The 23,480-nt window shown below is 40.6% G+C and carries 17 protein-coding genes, 1 tRNA gene and 1 pseudogene; 11 read left to right on the forward strand and 8 right to left on the reverse strand.

Annotated features, from left to right (window positions below; all coding sequences use genetic code 11):
* Positions 1 to 9 precede the first annotated feature (9 nt).
* The 4 genes from BELBA_RS16090 to BELBA_RS16105 all read right to left on the reverse strand — a co-directional run bounded on the left by BELBA_RS16090 (position 10) and on the right by BELBA_RS16105 (position 7,072).
* Entirely contained in the window at positions 10 to 1,167 is a 1,158-nt protein-coding gene (locus tag BELBA_RS16090) for a cellulase family glycosylhydrolase (protein WP_014773737.1), read from the reverse strand.
* 70 nt (positions 1,168 to 1,237) lie between these two features.
* Entirely contained in the window at positions 1,238 to 2,263 is a 1,026-nt protein-coding gene (locus tag BELBA_RS16095; protein WP_014773738.1) for a glycoside hydrolase family 43 protein, read from the reverse strand.
* 177 nt (positions 2,264 to 2,440) lie between these two features.
* Positions 2,441 to 3,970 (reverse strand): RagB/SusD family nutrient uptake outer membrane protein, encoded by a 1,530-nt coding sequence (locus tag BELBA_RS16100; protein WP_014773739.1) that lies wholly within the window; start codon positions 3,968 to 3,970, stop codon positions 2,441 to 2,443.
* Between the two features lie 18 nt (positions 3,971 to 3,988).
* Positions 3,989 to 7,072, reverse strand: a complete 3,084-nt coding sequence (locus tag BELBA_RS16105; RefSeq protein WP_211208397.1) for a SusC/RagA family TonB-linked outer membrane protein — start codon at positions 7,070 to 7,072, stop codon at positions 3,989 to 3,991.
* 263 nt (positions 7,073 to 7,335) lie between these two features.
* Here BELBA_RS16105 and BELBA_RS16110 point away from each other — a divergent pair, with 263 nt between their 5' ends.
* The 11 genes from BELBA_RS16110 to BELBA_RS16165 all read left to right on the forward strand — a co-directional run bounded on the left by BELBA_RS16110 (position 7,336) and on the right by BELBA_RS16165 (position 19,440).
* Positions 7,336 to 11,331, forward strand: a complete 3,996-nt coding sequence (locus BELBA_RS16110; protein WP_014773741.1) for a hybrid sensor histidine kinase/response regulator transcription factor — start codon at positions 7,336 to 7,338, stop codon at positions 11,329 to 11,331.
* A gap of 193 nt (positions 11,332 to 11,524) precedes the next feature.
* A complete protein-coding gene (locus BELBA_RS16115; protein ID WP_014773742.1) occupies positions 11,525 to 12,691 on the forward strand; it encodes a sialidase family protein in 1,167 nt (388 codons plus the stop codon).
* A gap of 265 nt (positions 12,692 to 12,956) precedes the next feature.
* Positions 12,957 to 13,030, forward strand: a tRNA-Pro gene (locus tag BELBA_RS16120).
* 311 nt (positions 13,031 to 13,341) lie between these two features.
* Entirely contained in the window at positions 13,342 to 14,577 is a 1,236-nt protein-coding gene (locus BELBA_RS16125) for a site-specific integrase (RefSeq protein WP_014773743.1), read from the forward strand.
* Positions 14,578 to 14,702: 125 nt separating this feature from the next.
* Positions 14,703 to 15,473, forward strand: coding sequence for a hypothetical protein (locus BELBA_RS16130; RefSeq protein ID WP_014773744.1), 771 nt, complete (start codon positions 14,703 to 14,705; stop codon positions 15,471 to 15,473).
* Positions 15,474 to 15,687: 214 nt separating this feature from the next.
* Positions 15,688 to 15,966, forward strand: a complete 279-nt coding sequence (locus BELBA_RS16135; protein WP_014773745.1) for a helix-turn-helix domain-containing protein — start codon at positions 15,688 to 15,690, stop codon at positions 15,964 to 15,966.
* A 312-nt stretch (positions 15,967 to 16,278) separates the two neighbouring features.
* Positions 16,279 to 16,659, forward strand: coding sequence for a plasmid mobilization protein (locus tag BELBA_RS16145; RefSeq protein WP_014773746.1), 381 nt, complete (start codon positions 16,279 to 16,281; stop codon positions 16,657 to 16,659).
* Positions 16,649 to 17,599 carry a relaxase/mobilization nuclease domain-containing protein gene (locus BELBA_RS16150; protein ID WP_014773747.1) on the forward strand — a complete coding sequence of 317 codons (951 nt, stop codon included), beginning with the start codon at positions 16,649 to 16,651 and terminating at the stop codon, positions 17,597 to 17,599. Before BELBA_RS16145 ends, BELBA_RS16150 begins: the two co-directional genes overlap by 11 nt.
* 12 nt (positions 17,600 to 17,611) lie before the next feature.
* Positions 17,612 to 18,268, forward strand: a complete 657-nt coding sequence (locus tag BELBA_RS16155) for a hypothetical protein (protein WP_014773748.1) — start codon at positions 17,612 to 17,614, stop codon at positions 18,266 to 18,268.
* A 29-nt stretch (positions 18,269 to 18,297) separates the two neighbouring features.
* A complete protein-coding gene (locus BELBA_RS16160) occupies positions 18,298 to 18,747 on the forward strand; it encodes a hypothetical protein (RefSeq protein WP_157466112.1) in 450 nt (149 codons plus the stop codon).
* Positions 18,748 to 18,753: 6 nt separating this feature from the next.
* Complete coding sequence (locus tag BELBA_RS16165; protein WP_014773750.1) at positions 18,754 to 19,440, forward strand: ATPase; 687 nt, start codon at positions 18,754 to 18,756, stop codon at positions 19,438 to 19,440.
* Between the two features lie 141 nt (positions 19,441 to 19,581).
* Here BELBA_RS16165 and BELBA_RS16170 read toward each other — a convergent pair whose 3' ends face one another.
* The 4 genes and pseudogenes from BELBA_RS16170 to BELBA_RS16190 all read right to left on the reverse strand — a co-directional run bounded on the left by BELBA_RS16170 (position 19,582) and on the right by BELBA_RS16190 (position 22,786).
* A complete protein-coding gene (locus BELBA_RS16170; RefSeq protein ID WP_014773751.1) occupies positions 19,582 to 20,286 on the reverse strand; it encodes an ATP-binding cassette domain-containing protein in 705 nt (234 codons plus the stop codon).
* A gap of 894 nt (positions 20,287 to 21,180) precedes the next feature.
* Positions 21,181 to 21,618, reverse strand: a pseudogene (locus BELBA_RS16180) (nitroreductase family protein); the annotation flags it as partial.
* Positions 21,619 to 21,633: 15 nt separating this feature from the next.
* The gene (locus BELBA_RS16185) at positions 21,634 to 22,398 is read right to left on the reverse strand and encodes a hypothetical protein (RefSeq protein WP_041779419.1); all 765 of its coding nucleotides are present in this window, start codon (positions 22,396 to 22,398) and stop codon (positions 21,634 to 21,636) included.
* Positions 22,399 to 22,444: 46 nt separating this feature from the next.
* Positions 22,445 to 22,786, reverse strand: coding sequence for a hypothetical protein (locus tag BELBA_RS16190; RefSeq protein ID WP_014773753.1), 342 nt, complete (start codon positions 22,784 to 22,786; stop codon positions 22,445 to 22,447).
* Between the last annotated feature and the right edge of the window lie 694 nt (positions 22,787 to 23,480).

Consider the following 23,480-nt stretch of genomic DNA (forward strand, 5'->3'; position numbering starts at 1 on the left):
TTTAAAGTCTTACAATGCGCTTTCAGAGGCTGTCATTTTTTTGATAAGTTCTACCTCTTCTTGTTTGTAAGGACTGCCATCCTCTCTTAATATTTCATGAAACCAGAGCTCAGGTTCATCGGTATATTCCTTTACCCAACTGTCCCAAGGATATTTGGTCTGGGTTTTTCCATCCACAAACCCCCAATTGTACATACCGATATTGTATTTTTTGGCTATTTTCAAAAATCCCTCAAATGTGCTTCCGTTAGGCCGTGCCATGTATTCTGTACATAGGAGAGGCCTTTCGTATCGAAGCAACCACTTTATTCTTTTTTCAAATTCCAGCGGATCATCATAATTATGGAAAGTTATTATATCAGATTGTTCCACCTGAAGCCTTTGAAGGTCGGTGAGGCTTTCATGGGAAGACCAATCCCCTACCCATAACCCGGATGTGAGTGGTTGGATTGGGTTTTGTGATCTTGCCCAACCAAAAGCTTTATCCAAAAGTGGAAGCACATATTTTTCTTTTTGAGGTAAATCCACAGCTCTGTATGAATTCCCGGTATCGTTGTCAGGCTCGTTCCAAATGTCCCAACCTAGAATTCTTTCATCCTTTGCAAATCTCTTTACAACTCCTTTCACATACTTTTCCAATCGGGGATATTGTGATTTGTCTTCCAGTGCATAATATCCAGGACTCTGAACCCAACCTGAATTGTGCACATGGGGTCGTGGGTCTCTTTGTTTTCCAGTACTGGGAAAAGGATCCCAACAAGAATCAAAAAATACAAACAAAGGTCGGATATCATGGGAGGAGGCAATGTCGAGAAATGTGTCCATCCTTTCCAATAACCCTGTAGAATCCTGTTCCCATAGCAGGTCATGAAGATAAACCCGCATTGTATTCATTCCCAATTCCCTGGCCCATCCCAATTCTTTTTCTATGCTTTCCCCATCAAAATCGTCAGCCTGCCACATTTCCAGTTGGTTGATTGCAGAGGCTGGGTTGTAATTGCTTCCAACAAGCCAACCCTGCTTTAAATACCATGAGTTTGCTTGTTCTTTGGTCCAAAGGCTTGAAGATGACGGTTCCTTTACATGTTCCTGTTTGCTTTTTAGATCGCAGGAAATAAAAGCAATTAGACCTATTATAATGAATAAAATGAAATTAAATTTTTTCATATCAATTTGTAATTTAGGGCCTCTACTCAACTTTTTGGACCCTGGTTAAATTTTTAAATACTACTATTGGTTAATCCTCAAAGAGAAAACGAAAAGACTTGTAATCAAAAACTATTTCATCATAAGTGTTCATTTGTTCGCTTTCTTTAAATGCTACTTTGATAATCGCTGTCTTTCTCGGATTGGGGGTTGTGGAAGAATAATGCGTATGCAATACATAATGCCAATCACCGTTCCCATCTTTAAACAAATCTCCATGACCTGTGCCATTTTCCCCCACATGCATTCTATTCAAAATAGGGTTCTGGGGGACTTTTTCCCATGGCCCAATCGGATTGTCACTAACTGCATAACCTACTGCATAATCCGGGTTTCTAAAGTCATTCGTGGAATAAATGAAATAGTAAAGACCATTGTGCTTGATGATAGTTGGCCCTTCAGCTACTGGCCAATTAACTTGCTGGGTATTTTCCCATTCCTCCTCAGCTGAAATACATTCTTTGGCAGTATGTTCCAGAATACCACTTAAATCCGGTTTCATTTCTGCTACAAACAGTCTGTTTCCATCGGTGAGTCTTACAAAATACATATAAACCTTGCCGTCATCGTCAAAAAACACAAATGGGTCAATTTGTTTCACAGGTGCCTCTATGGCTACTTTGTTTTCTTGCACAAAAGGACCCAAGGGACTGGAAGAAGTCGCAATAGCAATATTCTCATTGGCAGTATAGGCCATATGGAATTTTCCATTGTGTTCAAACACCTGTGGAGCCCAGAAACCTTTGTTTCCAAAAACATCTTCTCTTCTCAAGGCAAATCCATCATTGGCTCCAGATGGTCCATCCCAATTCACCAGGTCATACGATGTATACACTTCAAAACCCTTGTTAGGCTTATTTTCTACCGTACCATACAAGTAATAAATCCCCTGATGAAAAAAAATTGTAGGGTCAGCATAAAATAATTGTTGTTGGGAAGGCACCAATTCATCTCTATCTGCAATTTCATTTTTGGAGTTGGATGAAAAACATCCTGTAACCATAAAAAGGATCCCAAGTAAGTAGAAACCTGATTGGGCTATTTTCAATACTTTCATAATAAATTTGGTAAGTGTGTTAATTTTAAACCTATTATTGACCTACACCCTTTCAAACCCAATACAAAAATTCCAAGATTTAAGAATTTAGAATTTCTTTGAAAGAATGCATCAAGTGAAATAATGTGAAAAAGGGGGACAAGTAGACCGATCTTCTCGTCCCCTTTTTTTGGAAAATCAATATTGTGGGTTTTGATTTAGGTTGGGATTGTTTTCAACTTCCTGTTGGGGAATAGGCAGTCTTATACTTCTACCAATCACAAAATTGTTAAAGTCCGGATCCCTCGCAGCCACCAAGGCCAATTTCTGGGGATCACTTAAATCTCCCCAACGCTTTAGGTCTGCCCATCTAACAGATTCACTGAACAATTCCAATGCTCTTTCCATTTTGAGCCTGTCAAGGAAAAGTTGGGGATCATTCCCGATTTCAGGGTAAGCGGTTTCCAAAGGTCTCATTTTTACTCTAGCCCTTACTTGGTTTACATATTGATAAGCATTTGAAGTTTGTCCCAGTTCATTTAACACTTCTGCATACAACAGTAAGATATCTGCGTATCTCACCATCCTAAAATTGTTCTGGGCAAAATAGTCTTCATTCTCCCTATAATAATCCCTTGCATATTTTCTGAAATAAACCCTTTCACCCCATTGCCAATCCCTTCCATAGACTTTGTCTCCAAAGTCTGCTTCAAGATTTGGATAAAAAAGTGTATGCCTAAGCCTAATATCCAGCTCCCCGTCAATTGTCAACTCACTTTTAAATGCATCTACAATCCATGGTCTAGCCTCTCCATCTGACCAACCAATTCCATTAGGCGCAAAAAACTGAGGTCTATTGGTGCTCATAGTCGCATTTGGTCCTTCGCCATCCCCACCTCTGTTTACATCTGAAAATTGAATTTCAAAAACAGATTCGGAGTTGTTTTCATTTAAGTGCGTAAAATTATCCTGATAATTATCAACTAAAGAATATTTTCCAGCCCCTTCGCCAACAAAGAAATAATCCAAAGCCTCCTTTGCTTGTTGCCATTTTTGTTGCTGCATAAATGCCCTAGCCTGAAATGCCTTGACAGCACCCTTTGTAGGTCTTCCGATATTGGATGCATCAAAGGATACTGGTAAAGATTGCATGGCAATGTTCAAATCATCCTCAATCTGCATCCACACTTCCTGAAGCGGTTTTTGTTCTGGCAAGTCCTCAGGCTGGGAAGGATCAAGAACAATGGGGATATTTTCCCATAACAATGCCGCATAATAATAATGCAAGGCCCTCATAAAATGTGCCTCTGCCAAAAGGCGGTTTTTTTCCTGTTGATTTTGAAATTCTATATTTGGAAGATTGGCCAAAACTTGATTACATCTCCATATGGCTTTATAGGTATCCCGCCAGGTTTGGACATTTCCCTCCCAGAAATTGAAATTGATGTATTGGAACCTTGTCCAATCTCCCAATTCCAACCATGGACTAGAGCTAAAGCCTTCATCAGATGTCAGGTCAAGTCTGAAATATATCCACCTGGACCACAACCCCGGCTTATAAAACATGGCATAAATGGCATTGACCCCCAATCTGGCATCCTCCTCTGTTTGCCAAAATTCAGCTTGGGTCAATGTATTGGGGTTTGGAATATCCAATAAGTCATCGTTACACGAAACAAATTGGAAAGTAACAACAAGAATGAGAATTTTATATATGATCTTTTTCATGATATTCTGGGTATTAAATTAAAATCCTAATTGTAGGCCAACAGTGTACATTTTCAGGTTTGGAAAAGCGTAATTGTCAACTCCCCTCTGGAAAATATTGTTGTTTTGAAATTCCGGATCCAATCCGGTGTACCTAGTGAAGGTGATAAGATTTTGTCCTGAAATGGAAACCTGGGCATTCGAAAATCCAATTTTCTCAACAATTGAAACGGGAACATTATATCCCAGTCGGATCAGCTTCAGTCTGAAAAAGCTACCATCCTCCAACCATCGGTCTGTATCTCCTCTTGAATTGAGTGTGGATGCTGCAATTACCCTTGGGAAATCATTGGTGGGATTTTCAGGGGTCCATGGCTGCACCCCCCTTCTGTAATTACTATTGTCGTCAAACCGGTCTACCAAACTTCTGTAACCATTATAAACTGTCGCTCCAAAAGATCCGAACCATTGCATGCTGAAATCAAAACCCTTGTAAGAAGCTCCCATGTTCAGACCCAACTCATAATTGGGCCAAGGACTCCCCACTACTGCTTTGTCTTCATTGGTAATCTGTCCGTCATCATTGTTGTCTTTGAACCTGATATCCCCGGGCTGGGCATTGGGTTGGATGACCTGTCCCTGTGAGTTGGTATGGTTTTGAACTTCTTCGGCACTCTGAAAAATCCCATCCGTTTCCAATACAAACCACATCCCGATCGGCTGACCGATTTCAGTGACGGTATTGCCCGAGTAAATGTCGTTTCTGCCATATCCCAAAGACAAAACCTCATTGTTGAGTGTTGTCAAATTTGCTGTCACATAGTAGTTGAGCGGCTTGGCTGCTTCCCTAAATGTGGCTGTAAATTCAAAGCCCTTGTTTCTCAAAGATGCTGCGTTTACAAATGGATCCACTCCATCATTTCCGGTAGTCCTTGGAATCGGCATATTTGTCAATACATCCTCAGTCACTGAGATAAAATACTCAGCCGATACGGTCAGTTTATTTCTGAAGAATCCTGCATCTACACCATAATTCTGTTGTGTCAGGATTTCCCATCTCAGGTTTTGGTTTGCCAATCTGACCTGGGTGGCACCGGGAATAATATTCTGATCCATTCCCATGGCTATGGTAGGAAAGATATTTACAAGGTTCAAATAGTCCCAATATCCTATATTGCTGCTACCCAGCTTTCCATAACTTGCCCTGATTTTCAGATCCTCCACAATTTCGGAGGAATAAAATCCTTCTTCACTGATCCTCCACGCACCCGATATCGATGGAAAAGTCCCCCACCTATTGTCTCTGGATAGTCTGGAAGTACCATCTCTACGGATGACGGCATTGATGAGGTATTTGTCAGCATAGCTGTATTCGATTCTTCCCAAGTAGGAAAGCAGTGCAGCCTCTTGTCTAAATCCACCCAATGCAGGAGTATCACCTTGATCCAATACAGTGTAATAATCACCCAAGGAGTTTCTTGGTATATTTCTCTTGTTGCCCCAAATCTGCGAATACTGAATATGCTGGTAAGTATGTCCTGCAAGAGCTTTGAAGGTATGATTGCCAAAAGTCCTGTCAAAGGCCAGTGTGTTCTCCACCAGTCCATCAAAGTATTCAGCTCTGTTTTCTTCATATATGGCCGGATCATAGGGCTGGTTTTGAGTCCAGTTTCCTTCTTTTCTCAAAAACCTGAAATTATCATGGCTTGTATCCAATCCAAGGTTTAGCCTATAAGTCAATGAAGGATGGATTTTGACTTCAGACCAAAGATTGCCCCTGATCCTCAAATTACGGTTTTGCCTATCCTGAAGGTTGGCAGTGGCCACAGGGTTGGATCCAAATGTATTGCCCCTGGCAGGACTTCCATATCCAAAACCTCCGGGATTGTTTTCATCGTAAACTGGAATAGTCGGAAGCATTCTGGTCACATCCGCTATCGGATTGCCAGCGATTTCATCCGTAGAGGAATGACTGATGGCCAAATTCTGACCAATGCTAAAAATCCCTTTATTTCCCTGGGTATTTACTCTTAAGCTATACCGGTCAAATCCAGTCCCTATCACAGCGCCTTTGTTGCCGAAGTAATTACCTGAAATCAGGTAGCTGCCACTTTGACCTCCTCCCGAAATCGTGGCATTGAAGTCATTCATACTTCCATTCAGGAATGCCGCATCCTGCCAATCCGTATTGATGGTCGGATCCAGGTTCTGCCTTGGAAGTCCGGCATTGTCATAGGCCATATTGTTGAGCCGGATAAATTCATCTGTTTCTGCCAGGTCAAATCTTGGAAGCATCTGGATACTGTTGCTTGATGAAAGCTCTACATTCATGGGGCCATCCTTGCCTCTTTTGGTCGTGATGATGATCACACCATTGGCCGCCCGGGAGCCATATATGGCAGCTGCGGATGCATCTTTCAAAATCTGAATCGACTCAATATCATTGGGATTAAAATCCCTGTTGGCAGTGGTAATCATACCATCTATTACATACAGTGGGCTGGCATTGCTGAAATTGTTCAATCCCCTAATGACCACATTGGCTTCAGATCCCGGGCGGCCTCCCCCCCTTACGTTTACGCCTGTTGCTAGTCCTTGAAGTGCTTCACCCACGGTGGTGGCCTGTCGTTTTTGCAATTCATCTCTGTTGACCACTGCCACGGCACCAGTCAGGTCTTTTTTCTGCTGTGTACCATAACCTATGACAACCACCTCTTCCATGGATTTGGTATCCATTTCCAAGGTGATGTTGATCTCTGTTCTGTTTTGGATTGGAATTTCTTTTGTAGTATAGCCAATAAATGAAAAAACGATGGTTCCACTTTCGTTTCCATCAGGAACCGTCAAACTGTAATTGCCATCAATATCTGTGGCGACTCCAATACTGCTGCCTTTTAGGAGTACAGTAGCACCAGGAATCCCGACACCTTCCTCATCTATTACCTTGCCTCTTAAAGTCAGGTCAAACACTGCTTCAATTAGACTTTTGGGTTCTAGGTTCAAAGGTGTGTGGACATGGACTGTATTTGAAGCCCGGGCGATACCCAATGAAGAAAAGTAAAGAAAACCAATTGCAAGGACAGCTTTCCTCCTTACAAATAACATTGTAATGCTTCTTTTCATAATATGATTATTTAGGGTTGTTAATTGCGGATTTGGTTTTGGAGAATCTATTAAGATCAATCCTCCCTACCCAAATACAGCAAATCAAACTTAGTGTATAAGCCTCTTTTTGAACTTTCAACTTTTATCATTTTACCTTCAATCCTTCTCAATTTCCCTCAACAATCCTCATTTAGGGCAAATTGTGAGACAATCTCAATGTGGGTGGGTCGATTTGTTAGGATTTACTTTGTAATTTGGTAGCCGAAACAACAAGACCCAAAATGCGCTTTTACCTTACCTTGCTTCTTGTAACCATTGGCTGGAAACTGGCACTGGGCGATCCTTATTATTTTAAACACTACCAGGTCGAACAGGGACTGTCACACAACACGGTCACTTCTATTGTCCAGGACAAAGAAGGCTTTATGTGGTTTGGCACCAAGGATGGTCTCAACAGGTTTGACGGTTATCAGTTCAAGACATTCAGGTACACTGAAAATGACCCCAACAGCCTGGGAAGTAATTTTATTATTTCCCTGTATGTGGGTAAAGATTATATTTGGGTAGGTACAGATAGGGGTTTGTACATATATGATAAAAGAAAAGAAAATTTTGAAATTGTCCCTGTCAGTACCAACAGCTATATCAGGGAGATCAAAGAAGATATCAATGGAAATTTATGGTTTATTGCTGGGTTTACTTTACACAGAAAAGAAAAAGTAAGCAACAAAATCAAAGCTTATGATCCAAAATCACATTTTGAGGCCATGTCACTGTGCATGGACAAAACCGGAAACATCTGGGCTGCTTCTACCAATGGATTGATCAATAGATATGACCCCGAAACTGACAGCTTTGTGGGAGTAGATGTCTTCGCAAACTCAGAACAAGTAAGCAATAAAGCAATTGAAAAACTGTACTATGGTGATATAACCAAGATTCTAATCGGAACACAAAGCCAGGGAATCAAGGTATTCAATCCCATCAATGGTGAGTATAAAGATTACATTTCGCAGAGCGGTGACAACTCGGGCCTTTTTGTCAGGGATTTTATCAAGGTTTCGGACACAGAATTTTGGGCAGCAACCGAGTCAGGGTTATACATACTTGACCTGGAAAAAGAATCCATAAAAAATCTCCGCAAAAACAACAATGATCCATTTTCTCTTTCTGACAATGCCCTTTATGCATTGCTCAAGGACAATGAAGGCGGAGTTTGGGCAGGCAGCTATTTTGGTGGGGTCAATTACTTCCCAAAGCAGTATACGCCCTTCAAAAGATTTTTTCCAAAGACCGGTGAGAATTCAATCAGTGGAAATGCTGTCAGGGAAATTCGGAAAGACCGTTATGGCAACCTTTGGATCGGAACAGAAGATGCCGGGCTGAACAAATATGATCCGGTCCGGAATGAATTTATCAATTACCCTTTTACCGGGGAAAACGGAAAACTTTCACATTACAACATACATGGATTGATGCTGGTAGGAGACGAGTTGTGGGTCGGTACATTTTTTCATGGACTGAATGTTTTGGATGTAAAATCCGGAAAAGTAATCAGGAAATACACTGCCGACAATAAGCCCGGATCATTGAAGCACGATTTCATCTATGCCCTGCACCAAAGCAGTGACCGCAAAATTTACCTTGCAACCAATTCAGGAATACTGGAATACATAGCGGACATGGACAATTTCGCTATCCTGAGTTCCTTTCCGGAAAACCTTCATTACACCTGCTTAAAGGAAGACAGTAATGGTATTTTTTGGGCGGGCAGTTACAGAGATGGGCTCTATTTTTATGACCCAATCACTGACAGTAAGGGTTTTTACAAAAAAGATTCTGACCACCAACCGAACATTAGCAGTGATGCCATCAACGGGATTTTTGAAGACAGTAAAAAAAACCTATGGATATCTACTTCTGATGGACTTAACAAGTTGGATTCCAAAAATAAATCTGTCGTAAGATTTTCAATGGAACATGGTTTTCCCAGTAATGTGATCTATAGAGTTGAAGAGGACAGTAATCATAAATTATGGGTAAGCACCTCCAAAGGCCTTGTTCGATTTGATCCTGAAACAATGGAAACCGAAATATTTACCAAAGACCATGGCTTACTCAGTGACCAATTAAATTACAGTTCATCATTTATGGACGAAAACGGCAAAATGTATTTTGGTTCCGTCAAAGGTCTTGTTAGTTTTGATCATGCCGAGTTCATCCAAAACAATTATGTCCCTCCTGTATTTTTGACAGGTTTTCAAGTCCACAATGAAGAAATGCCAATAGGTGTAAAGAATTCTCCCCTGTACAACTCAATTTCATTCATGGACAAAATAAAACTCAGGCATGATGAGTCTTCTTTCAGCATCGACTTTGCTGCATTGAGTTATACAGCTCCGGAAATTGCCGAATATGCATTTAAATTGGATGGATTTGACAAGGACTGGACCTATATCAAAACCAACAGGAAGGTGTTTTTCACCAAACTACGTCCTGGGAATTACACATTTTTGGTAAAAGCCTCAAACAGTAGCGGTATCTGGAATGAGGATACCAGAAAGCTGGAAATCATCATTTCTCCTCCATTCTGGGCAACGGTATGGGCTTACATATTTTACTTTTTGCTGGGACTTTCACTCACTTGCTATTTAGTGTATTCTTACCATAAAAGTTCTGAGAAGAAGAACAGGGAAAAAATCAACATGCTTGAAAGGGAGAAAGAAAAGGAAATTTATAATGCAAAAATCAAGTTTTTCACCAATATAGCACATGAAATCAGAACCCCACTGACTCTGATTAAAGGTCCCTTGGAAAAAGTAATAGATATGGCACCTGGAGTCCCTCAAATGAAGGACTATTTACTGGTCATGGAAAAAAACACTTCCAGACTCTTGGATTTGGTCAACCAATTGATGGACTTCCGCAAAACCGAAAACAAAGATTTCAGCCTCAGTTTTGTAAAAGTCAATCTGGTGGAATTGGTCAAGGGTACATATTTCAGGTTTGGCCCCATTGCGGAACAGAAAAAATTATTTGTCAAAATAGTATTGCCCGAAGTACCTTTGTTTGCCTATATAGACCACGAAGCATTTACAAAAGTCCTCAGCAATCTATTCAATAATGCCCTGAAATTTTCGGAGGACCGTGTTGAAATCCATTTGGAAAGCAATCCGGAAAACGGAAGCTTTTGCATCACCGTCAAAAATGACGGACACCTGATTGAGGAAGGGGACAGGGAAAAAATCTTCACACCATTTTACAGGGCGACCCAGACTGAGAATGTTTCGGGAACAGGTATAGGATTGCCTTTGGCAAAAAGTTTGGTAGAACTCCATTCGGGCATTCTTACATTGGAAAAACCAGAAGAAAACCTGAACGTATTTATGGTAAAAATGCCCTTGAACCAAGACCGGAAATTTGAGCTTCTGGAAGAAGCTTCACCATTGGATAATGAGGAAGTAGAAATACATATCCCTGAGCTAATGGAGACCGGAAAACCGGCCATACTTCTGGTTGAAGACAATCGGGAATTATTGGATTTTATAGCTGAGGAGCTCTCAAATGATTACCAAATCTACAAAGCTTTGGATGGAGAATCAGCCCTCAGTATATTGAAATCGTCTTCCATCCAACTTGTAGTGAGTGATATAACCATGCCTGCAATGGATGGAATAAGTCTCTGCAGATTTCTTAAATCAAATATTGATTACAGCCACATCCCCATAATTCTGCTGACAGCAAAATCAACCCTCCAATCAAGGATAGAAGGACTGGAATCCGGAGCAGATGCCTATATGGAAAAACCATTTTCTCCTGATCATTTAAGAGTTCAGATTGCAAACCTGCTTTTGAACAAAACCAAGATCAAAGAATTTTATGCCAGTTCTCCATTGGCTCACATCAAAACAATTGCATATTCCAAAGCTGATGAGGAATTTCTTGAAACATTAAATGAAATTATCATCAATAAAATCGCTGATCCCGAACTCAATGTAGATTACCTTGCCGACAAAATGAACATGAGCCGGCCTACCCTTTACAGGAAAATCAAAGCAGTTTCTGACCTTACTCCCAATGAACTGATTAACTTGGCAAGGTTGAAAAAAGCAGCAGAGTTATTGTCTGAGGGTAATTTAAAAATCTATGAAATAGCAACTTTGGTCGGGTATAATTCCCAGAACAGTTTCAGCAGGAATTTCCAAAAACAATTTGGCTCAACCCCTACTGAGTATCTAAATTCAAGAAAACAGCCCCATACCCGAGTCAATTCGTAACCATTACCTATCGCACCATTATAATTAATTTAAGTACATCAGTCAATATTTTTTTGAATGATACGAATTGAAACAATTTCGATAAAATTCGAATAATTAGTTTTAGGCTATTAGGTTAAGTTTGGTCTAATTATTCCCGGAATTTTCACGGGACATATAATCCAATCGAACTGTAAATAAACTCCGAAATTCCATGAAAAATTCAATCCTTTTTTTACCATTCTTATTCCTGATATTTTCTATTTCCTGTCAGTCTGAAACAAGTGACCCATTCCAAGAGGAAGAAAAAGAAAAAGGATTAAGAATCATTTGGGACCAAACTTCCCTTAGAAGAATTTCCTCAGAAGGATATTATCCCAGAATGAGGGTTTTGAAGGATAAATCCCTGCTCCTGGTATATGAAAATTTCAATGGGGACATTAAAGTTAAAAGAAGTACTGACGGAATCCAATGGGAAGATTTAGGTGTGGCTTTTCGAAGTTTTTTATTCAATCATCCGGAAAATGGGAATTCCGTCTTGGTCAGGGCCACAAATCCAGAAATAATTCAACTGGAAAATGGTGATATTTTATTGGCAACAAATTTACGCCCTACAGCCGATGGCATTTATCCGTTTTCTATCGCAATCAAAAGGAGCCTTGACAATGGTGTAAATTGGACAAATGATGACATTGTATATAAAGGAGGTAACAGGTTTGACAACGGATGTTGGGAACCTGCATTTTTGGCTTTGCCCAATGGTGATATTCAAATCTATTTTGCAAATGAAACTCCATTTCCCAATAACAATGACCAAGAAATTTCAATTATAACCTCTAAAGACAACGGACACACTTGGACAGAAGATTTCCTTAGGGCCAGCTATCGGGAAGGACATCGGGATGGGATGCCTGTTCCCGTACATGACGGAGAAAATATTTATGTCTCGATTGAAGACAATATAAGTGGTCAATTTAAACCCTATATAATTAAAAATTCTCTCCAAGATAATTGGCAGTTTCCAGTGAATGGTAATTCACTTAATCGGTATAATGCATTAGCTGACCAATTGCCAAACAGTGTGTATGCAGGTGCTCCATATTTGATCAGAACCCAAACAGGATTATTTATCCTTTCGTACCAAACAACAGAAAACAGATCCAATAATTGGGAATTATCCACAATGGAAGTAGTCATCAGTGAAACCCCTTCAAATTTCTTAAATCCAACTAGGCCGTTTAACGTTCCTTTCTCCAAAGAAGCAAAATGGAATTCGATAACCGATTTAGGCAATGACGAAGTTGCAGCTCTTTCTACTACAAATTTTCAATCAAACCAAGTCGAGATCTGGATGATAAAAGGGAAAATTGAGAGAAATTGAAAGGGTATTTCTGATAAAAAAATCGATAGCCAAATTAAAATCTATATGATTAAATTGCTGATTGGTGGTTAAAATGGGTTAATAATTCTTAACTTAATTTTAAATTATCATCAAATACCTTAAATTTACTCTAGAATTTGAAAAGCAGGTTCAGACCCAAAGCGTCAATCGTGGCGTAGGCAAAAATACAATAATGTAATTAATTGGAAAATAGACAGTTGTGGACAGGGTTCGAATCCCCCACTCTCTGCACTGGTACCAAAATCGGGGTGTAGCGTAGCCCGGTATCGCGCCTCGTTTGGGACGAGGAGGTCGTAGGTTCGAATCCTGCCACCCCGACCGAGAAGCCTACAAAGGCGGTCAAAACCCCTCTAATTGTATGATTAGAGGGGTTATTTATTTTTTATTACCCCAAATTGTTCAAGTAAAACCAAAGAAAAGGTGACCTATTCGGTTACCCATTTTCTATTCCTAATTTTGGGTCACCAGAAATGGTTCAATATCTAAAAATCAGTTTGTTGTAGTTGTTTGTTTTGATGCTTTTTGTAGCTGTTTGATACAAGGATTTTACCGATTGGTGACCCCTTTTTATATCAAATCCGAGCAAATAGTGCCAGAACACGGATATGCAACCATTAAAGTAAGTTGATATGAAAGCACAAAATTGCACATTCGGGGTTGTCTTTTACCTCAAGAAACAGAAAACAACAGCGCAGGGAACGACTCCCATCTATGCAAGGGTAACGGTGAACGGAAAACGCACGGAAATATCCATCAAACGTTCCGTAGCCGTTTCGGGATGGGATGCAAAAAAGGGCTTGGCAAAGGGAAGCCGTCAAGAGACGGCAGAACTTAACCGCTTCCTTGACCGCTTCAAGGCAAAAATCATTGATGCCTACCAAGAATTGGTATTATCGGGAAATACGGTAGATGGTACGGTCATCCGTGAACGTGTAACGGGGGCTTCAAAATCAGAGCCAACGCTCGGCGGTCTGATGGAGTACCATAATAATGAGCAGGGGAGCAAACTTGCACACGGTACGATGAAGAACTATTATACCACGCAAAGCTATATCAAATGCTTTCTGAAAGAAAAGTACCGCCGTACAGATATGGCACTTTCGGAACTAAGCTATACGTTTATCTCCGATTTTGAACATTACCTGCGTACCTATAAACCGAAAGACCACCACCGACCGTTGAACAACAACGGTATCATGAAGCACATCGAGCGTCTCCGCAAGATGGTAAACATGGCGGTCACGATGGATTGGCTTGCAAAAGACCCATTTGCGAAGTTTAGGAAACATTTTGACAAAGTGGAACGTGAAAGCCTAACAAAGCAGGAACTTGCCAAGCTCGAAAAGAAACGGTTTAGGGTTGAGCGTTTGCAACAGGTATTGGATATGTTCGTTTTCAGTTGCTACACGGGGCTTGCCTATATTGACCTTGCCGAACTTACGCCCGATAACATCATTACAGGCATCGATGGTAACCTCTGGATATTTACAAGCAGGGCAAAGACCGACACGAGTGTCCGTATCCCCCTATTGCCAAAGGCAAGGGAACTGATGGAAAAATATAGCGATGACCCAAGAGCGGTCAGTAACGGAACGGTATTCCCTGTCATCTCCAACCAACGGATGAACGGCTACCTAAAGGAAATAGCGGAGATATGCGAAATAAACAAAGACCTTACGTTCCATATCGCACGGCACACGTTTGCCACTACGGTCACATTGAGCAACGGCGTACCCATTGAATCGGTGAGCAAGATGCTCGGACACACGAGCATCCGAACCACACAGATTTATGCCAAAGTAGTGGAAAGCAAGTTGAGCGAGGACATGGGCAGGTTGCAGGAGCGCATGGCATCGGGAAGCTAAAAAGACCGCCATTCCCCTAAACAGTTCAAATTCAGTATATTTGTTAGAGGTAGTACAAAGGTGCTACCTCTTTCCATTGATACCGGTAAGGTAGGAATGTTGGTCACGGTAAAACAGATAGGATTATGAAAGAGAGAGCATATTTTAAGATTCGCCCCCGATTTGGGAAAGCACAGAATCCGTTTGATATCGGTATGCCTTTCTTTTGGTGGAAAGGACATTATGACCTGCATTTTCTAAAAAGGCTTTACGAGCGCACACAGGATGAATTTGGCGCATATTATGACCACCATCTGCAATTCTTTTTGCAGGAGAATGAAGAAGCGACCGAAATCGAATTTTTCAGACACGTGAACGATATTGCGAGCGATGAACTTAACAAGCTCATAGCGGACGATAAACGGGAATCCAAGTCAAAGCACAAGAGCATCGTACAACAGAAAAAAATGCTAAGGGCATTCCTTGATTATCTCGTTTTGATAGACCAATGGAACACCACCAAGACGAAAGACGAAATTATAGCGGAAAAGGAAAGCGAGATTAAAGAATTAAAGGGGGTCGTGGAACAACTCACCCAAGAACTTAAAGAAGCTCAAAAACTCGAAACGGAGGGATTTATCAATATCCCCGAGAGTTACGTTTTAACGGTAGTTGACCTTTTTGTAAAACTAAGGAAACAGGAACTGAAAGACGGGCGTGAACTCGCTTTCGCCCAATTCGGTATAGTATGGGTAAAGATGATATGCCGATATTTCCGAGAAGATAAGCAACCTATCAGTATAGATACCATACGGCGGTATTTTCCCGCAGACCTAAAAGATCTGAAAGAAAAATACGCCGAAATCCCGTCAAAAAATAAGCTTTTCGATATTGTTCCTGCGAAAAAAAGGCGGTGATACCGATATACTTAAAAAATCAACCTAAACCTAACCGATTTCTTAATCTTCTGTAAGCCAATACAGAAGCATGTCAAAAATGACCATTCGGGAAGCAATGGTCATGACCGTATTGCCCTATTCTATTTTTTTGTATCGAAAGCGGTCGGAAATGTACCATGTGTTTCCGTCCGCAGGATAACAGAGTTTTTAACGATAACAAAAAGGAGGAAAGATGAATGTAGAGCTTATCACGAGGGATGACCTCGAAAAATTCAAAAAGGAACTGTTCGAGGAAATCAGAAAGCACCATCCTCACCCAAGACGACAGGAACACGAACCGAGGGCATGGCTTAAAAGTTTTGAGGTGCGCAAACTGCTCGGCATATCCGCAGGCACACTTCAAAACCTACGGGTGAACGGCACGCTGCCGTTCAAGAAAATCGGCGGACTCATGTACTACAAATACGAAGATATCCAAAAGCTGATGGAGGGAGGTGACGATGGAGAATAGTATATGCAAAAAGCAGAGAGGGGATGAAATAATGATATATCGAAACAATGATATAGTGATATATCCAGCTATACTGTTAGCTATCTATCTGTATAAGCAGATAAGTAGCTGTTTCTTTCCGAAAGATTGCCGGAAAGACCACCGGAAAGACATACAGTCCGTCGTCAGTACTCCAAAGGTAAACCTTTGTCGCCCTGTAGGGAGCAAGTTTATTTTTTTGCAATGCAAAAAACCGTTCCCCCACGCTCCGCGGTGTGGGAAACGGCGGATGCTCCCGATGGTCGCAGGCCGTAAACTTGGGGAGGCTCGCCAATGAAAAAATTGGCGAATGAAAAGAAAACGGACGGAAAAACACGCAAGCGTGGCCGTCCGAAAAAGGCGATAACCCGAAGCGTTTCGCTCGTTGTCCGCTTGACCCCGACCGAACGTTTGGCGATTGCAGGGAAAGCAAGAAATGCGGGCATGCGGATAAGCGATTGGTTTCGGCAGTCCGCAAAGGTTGCCGTGATACGACCGAGGCTGTCAGAAAAAGAAACAGGACACCTGCGCACATTATCGGGCATGGCGAACAACCTCAACCAGTTGACCAAGCTTGCGCACAAGGGAGGGCTTGTGTCAATCATGACGAATCTGCGCGGGTTACTCAACGAAGTGGAGCGGTTAATGGAAAGGATGGGCAGGGATGATAGCTAAGGTAATCACGGGCAAGAGTTTCGGCGGTTGCGTGCGTTACCTGTTGGAACGTGAAAAGTCTTTTGTTCTGGATTCGGCAGGTGTTAGGGATTACAGTATCAAGGCGATTATTGCCGACCTCAACACACAGCGCAAGATGCGCCCACAGCTTGGCAATGCCGTGGGGCATACCGTGCTAAGTTGGAGCAACGAGGACGGGGATAAACTTACCTTAGAGAAAATGGCACAGCACGCACGGGAATACATGGAGAAGATGGGCATCAAGAATACCCAATACGTTACCGTACTTCATTCAGACAAGAAGCACCCGCACTTGCATATCGTGTACAACCGTGTAGATAATGAGGGGAAGACCATTGGCAATTATAACCATTGGCACAAAAGCCGAAAGATATGCAGGGAAATAACGGAGCGATACGGCTACCATCTTGGCAAGGGCAAGGCAAAGGTTAACAGGCAGGCACTTCGGGGCAACGACAAACTTCGTTATGCCATACACGATTCGCTTAAATCCGTGATGGCGAAAGCCACCACATGGAAGCAGGTGGAAACGATGCTTGCAAGGCAGGGCATCGGGATGCATTACAAGTACCGTAGCGGTACAAATGAAGTGCAGGGCATTTCCTTTGAAAAGGACGGCGTGAAGTTCAAAGGCTCGGCAATCGACCGAAAATTCAGCTTTGCAGGGATGGAGAAACAGCTAAGCGAAAACCGGGCAATGGGAATAACGCACTCCATCACGGAGAACCCTACACTTGCCGACCAGATAAGGGAGGTACTCGAACAACAGGAACAGCGGTCGGAGGCATACGAAACGGGATTGGGTCTGCTTGGTGACCTGTTGGACATGCCCGCTTCGATAGAACCCGATCCCGACCCGATATGGCGCAGGAAAAAGAAGAAACCGGAGCAAGAACAATCAAGAGGAATCAGCAGATAAAACATTAAAGAAATGAACGAACAGGAATTACAGGTCACCCTAAAAGACATACAGGACGTAATGGTGAGTATGGACGGACGTATGCAACAGATCGAAAAACAGCAATCCGAAGCCAAGGACTATTCGGCGGAATTGGCAAGCATCAATGGAAAATTGGAGCATATCGTAAAGGATGAAACGCTTGCCGGACTGAAAGCATCCATGAGTAAGCTGGCTACCGCCAGCAGTAACCTCGTTACAGCTATCAGCGAGCAACAGATCATGCAGGAGACACTGATAAAGGAATTTCCACAAAAGATGAAGACCGAAATAGTACATCGGTTTACGGGCAGGCAGCAACCCTATATAATTACCGGTATTGCCCTGGTTTTTATTACGATTTCCTCTCTTTTAGCCAGCGTACAGCTTTGGAGGAATAACTTAGCTTTACAAAGCAGCGATATTAAAATCCGGACAGTCAAATTGATATACCCGAAAGTGTTCTTGGACGTGGATACTTTTTACCATGAGAGCCCGAAGAAATTGGCAGCATGGGTGGAACAGGAAGAAGCAAGATTATTTGCCATTATCAAAGCAGAAGAAGCGGCAAGGCAATCCAAGGAAAAGGCAGAGCGGGCAACCGAAAGATTAAACCGATTGAAAAAGCAAAAAAACAAGAATTCAAAATGAACCATAAAATGATTAAATTTGTAACAGGCATGAATACAGACGTTATGAAACTAAAGGAAATAAGGGACGAAAAAGGTACATTGTCAGGGGTGCTTATCCCTGCCGACGATATCCGGGAATTAAAGGAAAGTCTGAAAACAGGTTCGAAATTCTTTGACTACTTCGATAGCCTGCAATCCGATAGGGAGAACGAAAAAAGAAACCTTGACCAGTTGATGCCCAATGGGTTGACGGTTGCCGGGACAAACGAGAAAACAGCAGAGCTCACCGAAAAAATCCACAGGAAAGCTTTTTCAATGGGTGTCCCCATGTTCTACCGCGACGAGCGGGCTAAAGCACCAAAGGAGTTTATCCGGGCGAACCCCGACGGCTCGGAAGATTTGGTCAGCTACGATCTGGCTACACGGAGCTATTCGGTATTGAAATCACTATTGCCAGCAGGCAAGGGGTATTGGTCGAAGCTATCCATCGCTAAATAACCGGCCATGAGACCGCAGTTTTTTATCCTTGCCGGTCCGAACGGGGCGGGCAAGTCAACCTATGGGCACGAACACGTTCCGAAAGACACAATTATCTTCAATGGTGACTTGGTTTATGCAGAATTGTTGCAAAAGTATCCCGACTACGACCCCGAAAAGCTAAAAGGTGGAGTACCTGCCCGCTTGGAAAAGGAAAGGGACGAGGCCATCTTACAGCACAGGGATTTTGCCTTTGAAAGCAACTACTCCAACGACCTTGCCATCGAGATAACCGATATATTCAAAAATGCAGGGTACCAAATCAACCTTATCTATTTCGGGTTGGACGACGTGGAAACAGCTTCGTTACGTGTGGATACCCGTGTTGCGTTGGGAGGACATTTTATAGACACGGACGAGATTATTTTCAATTATGAGGAGGGTATACAACGGGTACGCGAAAATATGCACCGCTATGACCGCGTGAAATTTGTGGACACAGGCATAAGGGGAGTAGCCCCCCTGATAGCCTACTATCTGAAAGAAAATGGAAAGCATGCGGTGTTGAACTCCAATATCGGCTGGTTTAATTCCCAATTTGATGATAGATTGCTTGAAATAGCTATCCAACGGATTAACGACCTCTCTTCTTATGATGAAAACAGAAAGAGCACCGATCAAAAGGTAAATAAACGATGGAGACCCAAGCGTTAATTAGATTATCGAATTCGAATAGACATAAGAAACGCGTTTAACAGCGGAAGAATAATAAATATTCATAGTATCATACCCAATTAGAAAACCGAGAACTTTGTCTCTTTATGATAACAAAGTACATTGAGCTAATTATGCTTTTTATAAAATTAATTTATCTACTTTTCCCTTTACGTCACCAACGAATTCTCCTTTTATTATTTTTGTCAAATCTCCAAATCGAGACTTATCAAAGCTTTGTGAAAGCTGCTTGTCCTTTACTAAAATCACTTTGTCTGCATGGTGGAGAATTGTTTCTAAAATATGCGAAGATAATAATATAGTACTCCCTGTTTCTTTTAGCCGTTCAATGATAATATTGACTATTTCACTCGTTTTTAGATCTAAACCGTTAAACGGTTCATCCATAATAATTATTTTCTTATCCAGTAATAGAATGCCCATGATCGATAGCTTCTTTTGCATTCCAGTAGAATAGTTATGAATATATTCCTTTAAAGGTAGCTGAAAGATGGAATTCCATACGTTTACTTTTTCGTATGAATATTGACCCACAATTTTGAGATATTCTAAACCTGTCATATATGGATAGAAATAAGGGGTTGCCTGTAGAAAAGCTATATCTTTAGGAAGAGGCAATGTTTGATTTTCTTTGTCAACATCAATATTCCCGCTAATAATATTAAATAGGGTTGTTTTGCCTGCCCCATTGTCACCCACAATGCCGTATATTTGACCGTTTTCGATACCCAGACTCACATTGTCAAATATTGGTTTCCTCCCATAAGCAAATGTGAATTGTTCTAATTTAATAATGCTCTCAGATTTTCTCGGTTCTTTCTCCATACTTTGTAAAGTAAATATAATGATACAGGAAGGACTGGCGTTAAGATAAAATAAAGCGTAATCGGTATAGTATTCTGAACCTTGGTGCTTATTGTTTTTAGCGTATACTTTAACAGGAAGGCGTATATAAGCACCATATTAAACAATATGGCACATCCTACCAGTATTAGGATTTGAGGGGTAGTATATAGAAAGACAAACAGAATATAATGTGGCAGAAATAATAGGTTGCATGCCAATAAAATACTCTTTATCTTCTGTTCGTAAAAATATTTATGCGTCCTATACGATTGTACTATCTCCCGGGCTTCTAAATACGCGTAAAACTCTCCTGAAAATGTCATCCAGTAGAGCATCATAATAGGAGTTATGGGGAAGAAAAACAACAAGATTATCCCAACTATATAGCTGGACAAAAAAAGTAGTGGACTTTGTCTGATTCCCGATCTCCATTCAAACGCATGCAATGGTAAAGCACGAGTTAATTTTCTGATAAAGTAGAACTTTTTAATTTTTCTTTTGAATATTGATTGATATACTGCCATAGCGAAAATTAACAAAAGAGGGAGTGTCATCAAAAAATCAATGCTATGCACGGATAGTGCAAAAAGTTCTAAGAATAGATAAAGCGTCAAATATTCTATCAAAAAAATAAGCAAGGTCCTGTTTTTAAATACGGAACTTAAAAACTCGGTATCTTTGCGTTTTAATCCTAAAGACAACAAAATTATGGCGATCATTATCTGCGTTCCCTCTACTCCCACATTGGTCAATACTTTGTTTAAATAGAATAGCAATATTAGTGCAAAAGGAACCAGTATAAAAAGGTTGCCACCCGCTGCTGATAGGTATCGAAACAGTTGTTTAAATCTAAAAGTAAAATACTCAAACATCCTATCTTACAATTTCATGTTTTAAGAAATCAGGTTCTAATAGATTAACACTTTCATTGGCTAATGGAATTCCACAACCAACAACGAGAGTAGCTCCTTCAGTAAAGCCGTCTAGAGACAGTTCCTGTTCAATCAGCGATGTGTTTATAGCTCCTGTTACGAAACTTCCCAGATTTTCTTTAGCTGCATTTAAATAAAACATTTGGCTTAGGTGCCCTGTGTCCAATAAAGTGACTTTATATGCTAAAGTATGTTGTTGATATTTCCAAAAGTTTCTAAAGTATCGAGTAGTCATAAGAACAAGAAAACCAGCATCTTTGACATAATGTTGTCCAGCCACAAATTTGTTAGCAAAATCCTTCGCTTCCTCTGCATTGTATATTTTAACCAAATCTAAACTATGCATTTCAACATTATAATGATAAATTCCAGGTTCTAACGATTCAACGTTTAATCATAGAATGTACGCTTCCGTTGGGTGTAGTGACCCTCCTGAGGGAACTGTTTTATGTAATAACGTTAACTGCTTGTGCATGTCATACTTTCCATGACATCCGAACGTATAAAGTAGCACGGTTGATAAAGTCTCCAATTTTACAGAAATGTTCTTGTTGAAGATTCGACTGGTCTTTCTTTTTAGGATAGTCTGATAATAAGTATCATCAGACAAATCTTCAAGGGGTAACATAGTTCTATTTTCGAAATTTATTTTGTGAAAATGAGTTGGTGGAACGCCATTTTTTTTAATTATGTTATCCATTCCTTGCTCATATAGATCCATATTATCATCACCCTCGTAATCTTCGGTAACCATCTCAACATCCACTTTACTCCATTTTGTTAAGTAGTGGAAGAAAGCTGCATATATGTTCCATTTGGACTTGTTTAAAATATCTTCTTTTCGAATATATTGTGCAAATTCCTCCTGCCCATTATCAAATAGTAATATTCCTACTGAAGCAAATTTTTCAAGAAACTCAAGAGTAAAACCTAGATTTTCATTGAATTCTACCCATTCAGTTATCGAAATAGATTTTAATATTTCGAATTCTTCGTCTGACACAACAATCTCTTCCCCATTTAAAACAGGAAAAGCCAACATTTTCCGCGATTCAATTTGTTGAATTTTTCCTTTCAATAACTCTTGGATATCAAGTGTTTTTCCGTTTTTATGATAGAAAAACACAAACTCACTTCTTTTAATTTTTTTTGACTTCATAACCTGTTCTAAAAATGATTAATATAGGAGTTTATCAAGTTGGCGATTAAGCTACATTTTTCATCTTTGCACTGGATGTCATGGGTAAAAAAACAAATACAACAGTGATAGCGAATGCTAGCGGAAGCCCCATCTGAACGTTAGATTGGGCAGGAAATGCAAATTTCTCTCTTTCCATGAATTCTGCAACCGCCTCTCTAAATTTCTCCGTTTCTGGAAGTTTTATTAGTTCATCAATGGCTGAATCTTCAATGTGAATACCGTAATTAGAAAGCGTTTTCTTGGTATTTTCTTCTAATTCTTTCTTGAAAGAATCATCTGTCAATAGACTGCTTAGAAAACTAACAAGTTTTCTTGGTGCCAAATTGTTTAAATTTTGAGTCTCCATAATAGTAAAGTTTTAATTAGTGCTCTAAATCATTATGTTTACTTAATCCTTGATAAACTCCTGTTGCTAATCTAACCAACTATTTCAATAAATACAAGTATTTTTCTTTCATTATGAGTTGTTTATAAAGTAAATAGCCAGCATTTATTCGCAATCCCTCCTTTCTGTTTGTTGTTTTCCTCCGCTCATTAGTGGCTTGCGAAACCCCACCGCTCTTGGCCTGCGCTGTTCTCGCTTTGGGCATTTACGGGATTGGTTTGGCGACTAAATTCTATGAAAAAAGGATTTTAGTTATCGGGGAGCTTTTTTATCTTTATGGCAACAAAGTACATTGACTGATTGGAACTGGTGTTATCAAGAGGCCTCAAAGCCCGACAAAGTAGGATACATTAAATGAGACCTATTCGGTTACCTATCTTGATAGTTTACTTGCTAACAATAACAAAATCAACGAATTAGAGGAGTGGTGGAAAATCCTGCCACCCCGACCAAAAGACTTCTTCTTGATTGAAGGAGTCTTTTTTTATTTTAACATCACTCCTTCTTTTTTTCAACTTACCAAATATGTCTTTAGTGATTATTAAGACAATCAAGATCCCTAAGTGAAGAAAACAATCACTTAGACTTCGTCAATTTTTATAGGAACTGATTTGACCACATTTGCAAATTATAACTCTGAAGTTTTAGGAAATAA

This window comes from Belliella baltica DSM 15883 (genome assembly GCF_000265405.1).
In the GTDB taxonomy this organism is placed as follows: Bacteria; Bacteroidota; Bacteroidia; order Cytophagales; family Cyclobacteriaceae; genus Belliella; species Belliella baltica.

Excerpts from the sequence above, each read along its gene's own strand:
- BELBA_RS16090 (WP_014773737.1), bottom strand. The coding sequence starts at position 1,167 with ATGAAAAAATTTAATTTCATTTTATTCATTATAATAGGTCTAATTGCT.
- BELBA_RS16095 (WP_014773738.1), bottom strand. The coding sequence starts at position 2,263 with ATGAAAGTATTGAAAATAGCCCAATCAGGTTTCTACTTACTTGGGATC.
- BELBA_RS16100 (WP_014773739.1), bottom strand. The coding sequence starts at position 3,970 with ATGAAAAAGATCATATATAAAATTCTCATTCTTGTTGTTACTTTCCAA.
- BELBA_RS16105 (WP_211208397.1), bottom strand. The coding sequence starts at position 7,072 with ATGAAAAGAAGCATTACAATGTTATTTGTAAGGAGGAAAGCTGTCCTT.
- BELBA_RS16110 (WP_014773741.1), top strand. The coding sequence starts at position 7,336 with ATGCGCTTTTACCTTACCTTGCTTCTTGTAACCATTGGCTGGAAACTG.
- BELBA_RS16115 (WP_014773742.1), top strand. The coding sequence starts at position 11,525 with ATGAAAAATTCAATCCTTTTTTTACCATTCTTATTCCTGATATTTTCT.
- BELBA_RS16125 (WP_014773743.1), top strand. The coding sequence starts at position 13,342 with ATGAAAGCACAAAATTGCACATTCGGGGTTGTCTTTTACCTCAAGAAA.
- BELBA_RS16130 (WP_014773744.1), top strand. The coding sequence starts at position 14,703 with ATGAAAGAGAGAGCATATTTTAAGATTCGCCCCCGATTTGGGAAAGCA.
- BELBA_RS16135 (WP_014773745.1), top strand. The coding sequence starts at position 15,688 with ATGAATGTAGAGCTTATCACGAGGGATGACCTCGAAAAATTCAAAAAG.
- BELBA_RS16145 (WP_014773746.1), top strand. The coding sequence starts at position 16,279 with ATGAAAAAATTGGCGAATGAAAAGAAAACGGACGGAAAAACACGCAAG.
- BELBA_RS16150 (WP_014773747.1), top strand. The coding sequence starts at position 16,649 with ATGATAGCTAAGGTAATCACGGGCAAGAGTTTCGGCGGTTGCGTGCGT.
- BELBA_RS16155 (WP_014773748.1), top strand. The coding sequence starts at position 17,612 with ATGAACGAACAGGAATTACAGGTCACCCTAAAAGACATACAGGACGTA.
- BELBA_RS16160 (WP_157466112.1), top strand. The coding sequence starts at position 18,298 with ATGAATACAGACGTTATGAAACTAAAGGAAATAAGGGACGAAAAAGGT.
- BELBA_RS16165 (WP_014773750.1), top strand. The coding sequence starts at position 18,754 with ATGAGACCGCAGTTTTTTATCCTTGCCGGTCCGAACGGGGCGGGCAAG.
- BELBA_RS16170 (WP_014773751.1), bottom strand. The coding sequence starts at position 20,286 with ATGGAGAAAGAACCGAGAAAATCTGAGAGCATTATTAAATTAGAACAA.
- BELBA_RS16185 (WP_041779419.1), bottom strand. The coding sequence starts at position 22,398 with ATGAAGTCAAAAAAAATTAAAAGAAGTGAGTTTGTGTTTTTCTATCAT.
- BELBA_RS16190 (WP_014773753.1), bottom strand. The coding sequence starts at position 22,786 with ATGGAGACTCAAAATTTAAACAATTTGGCACCAAGAAAACTTGTTAGT.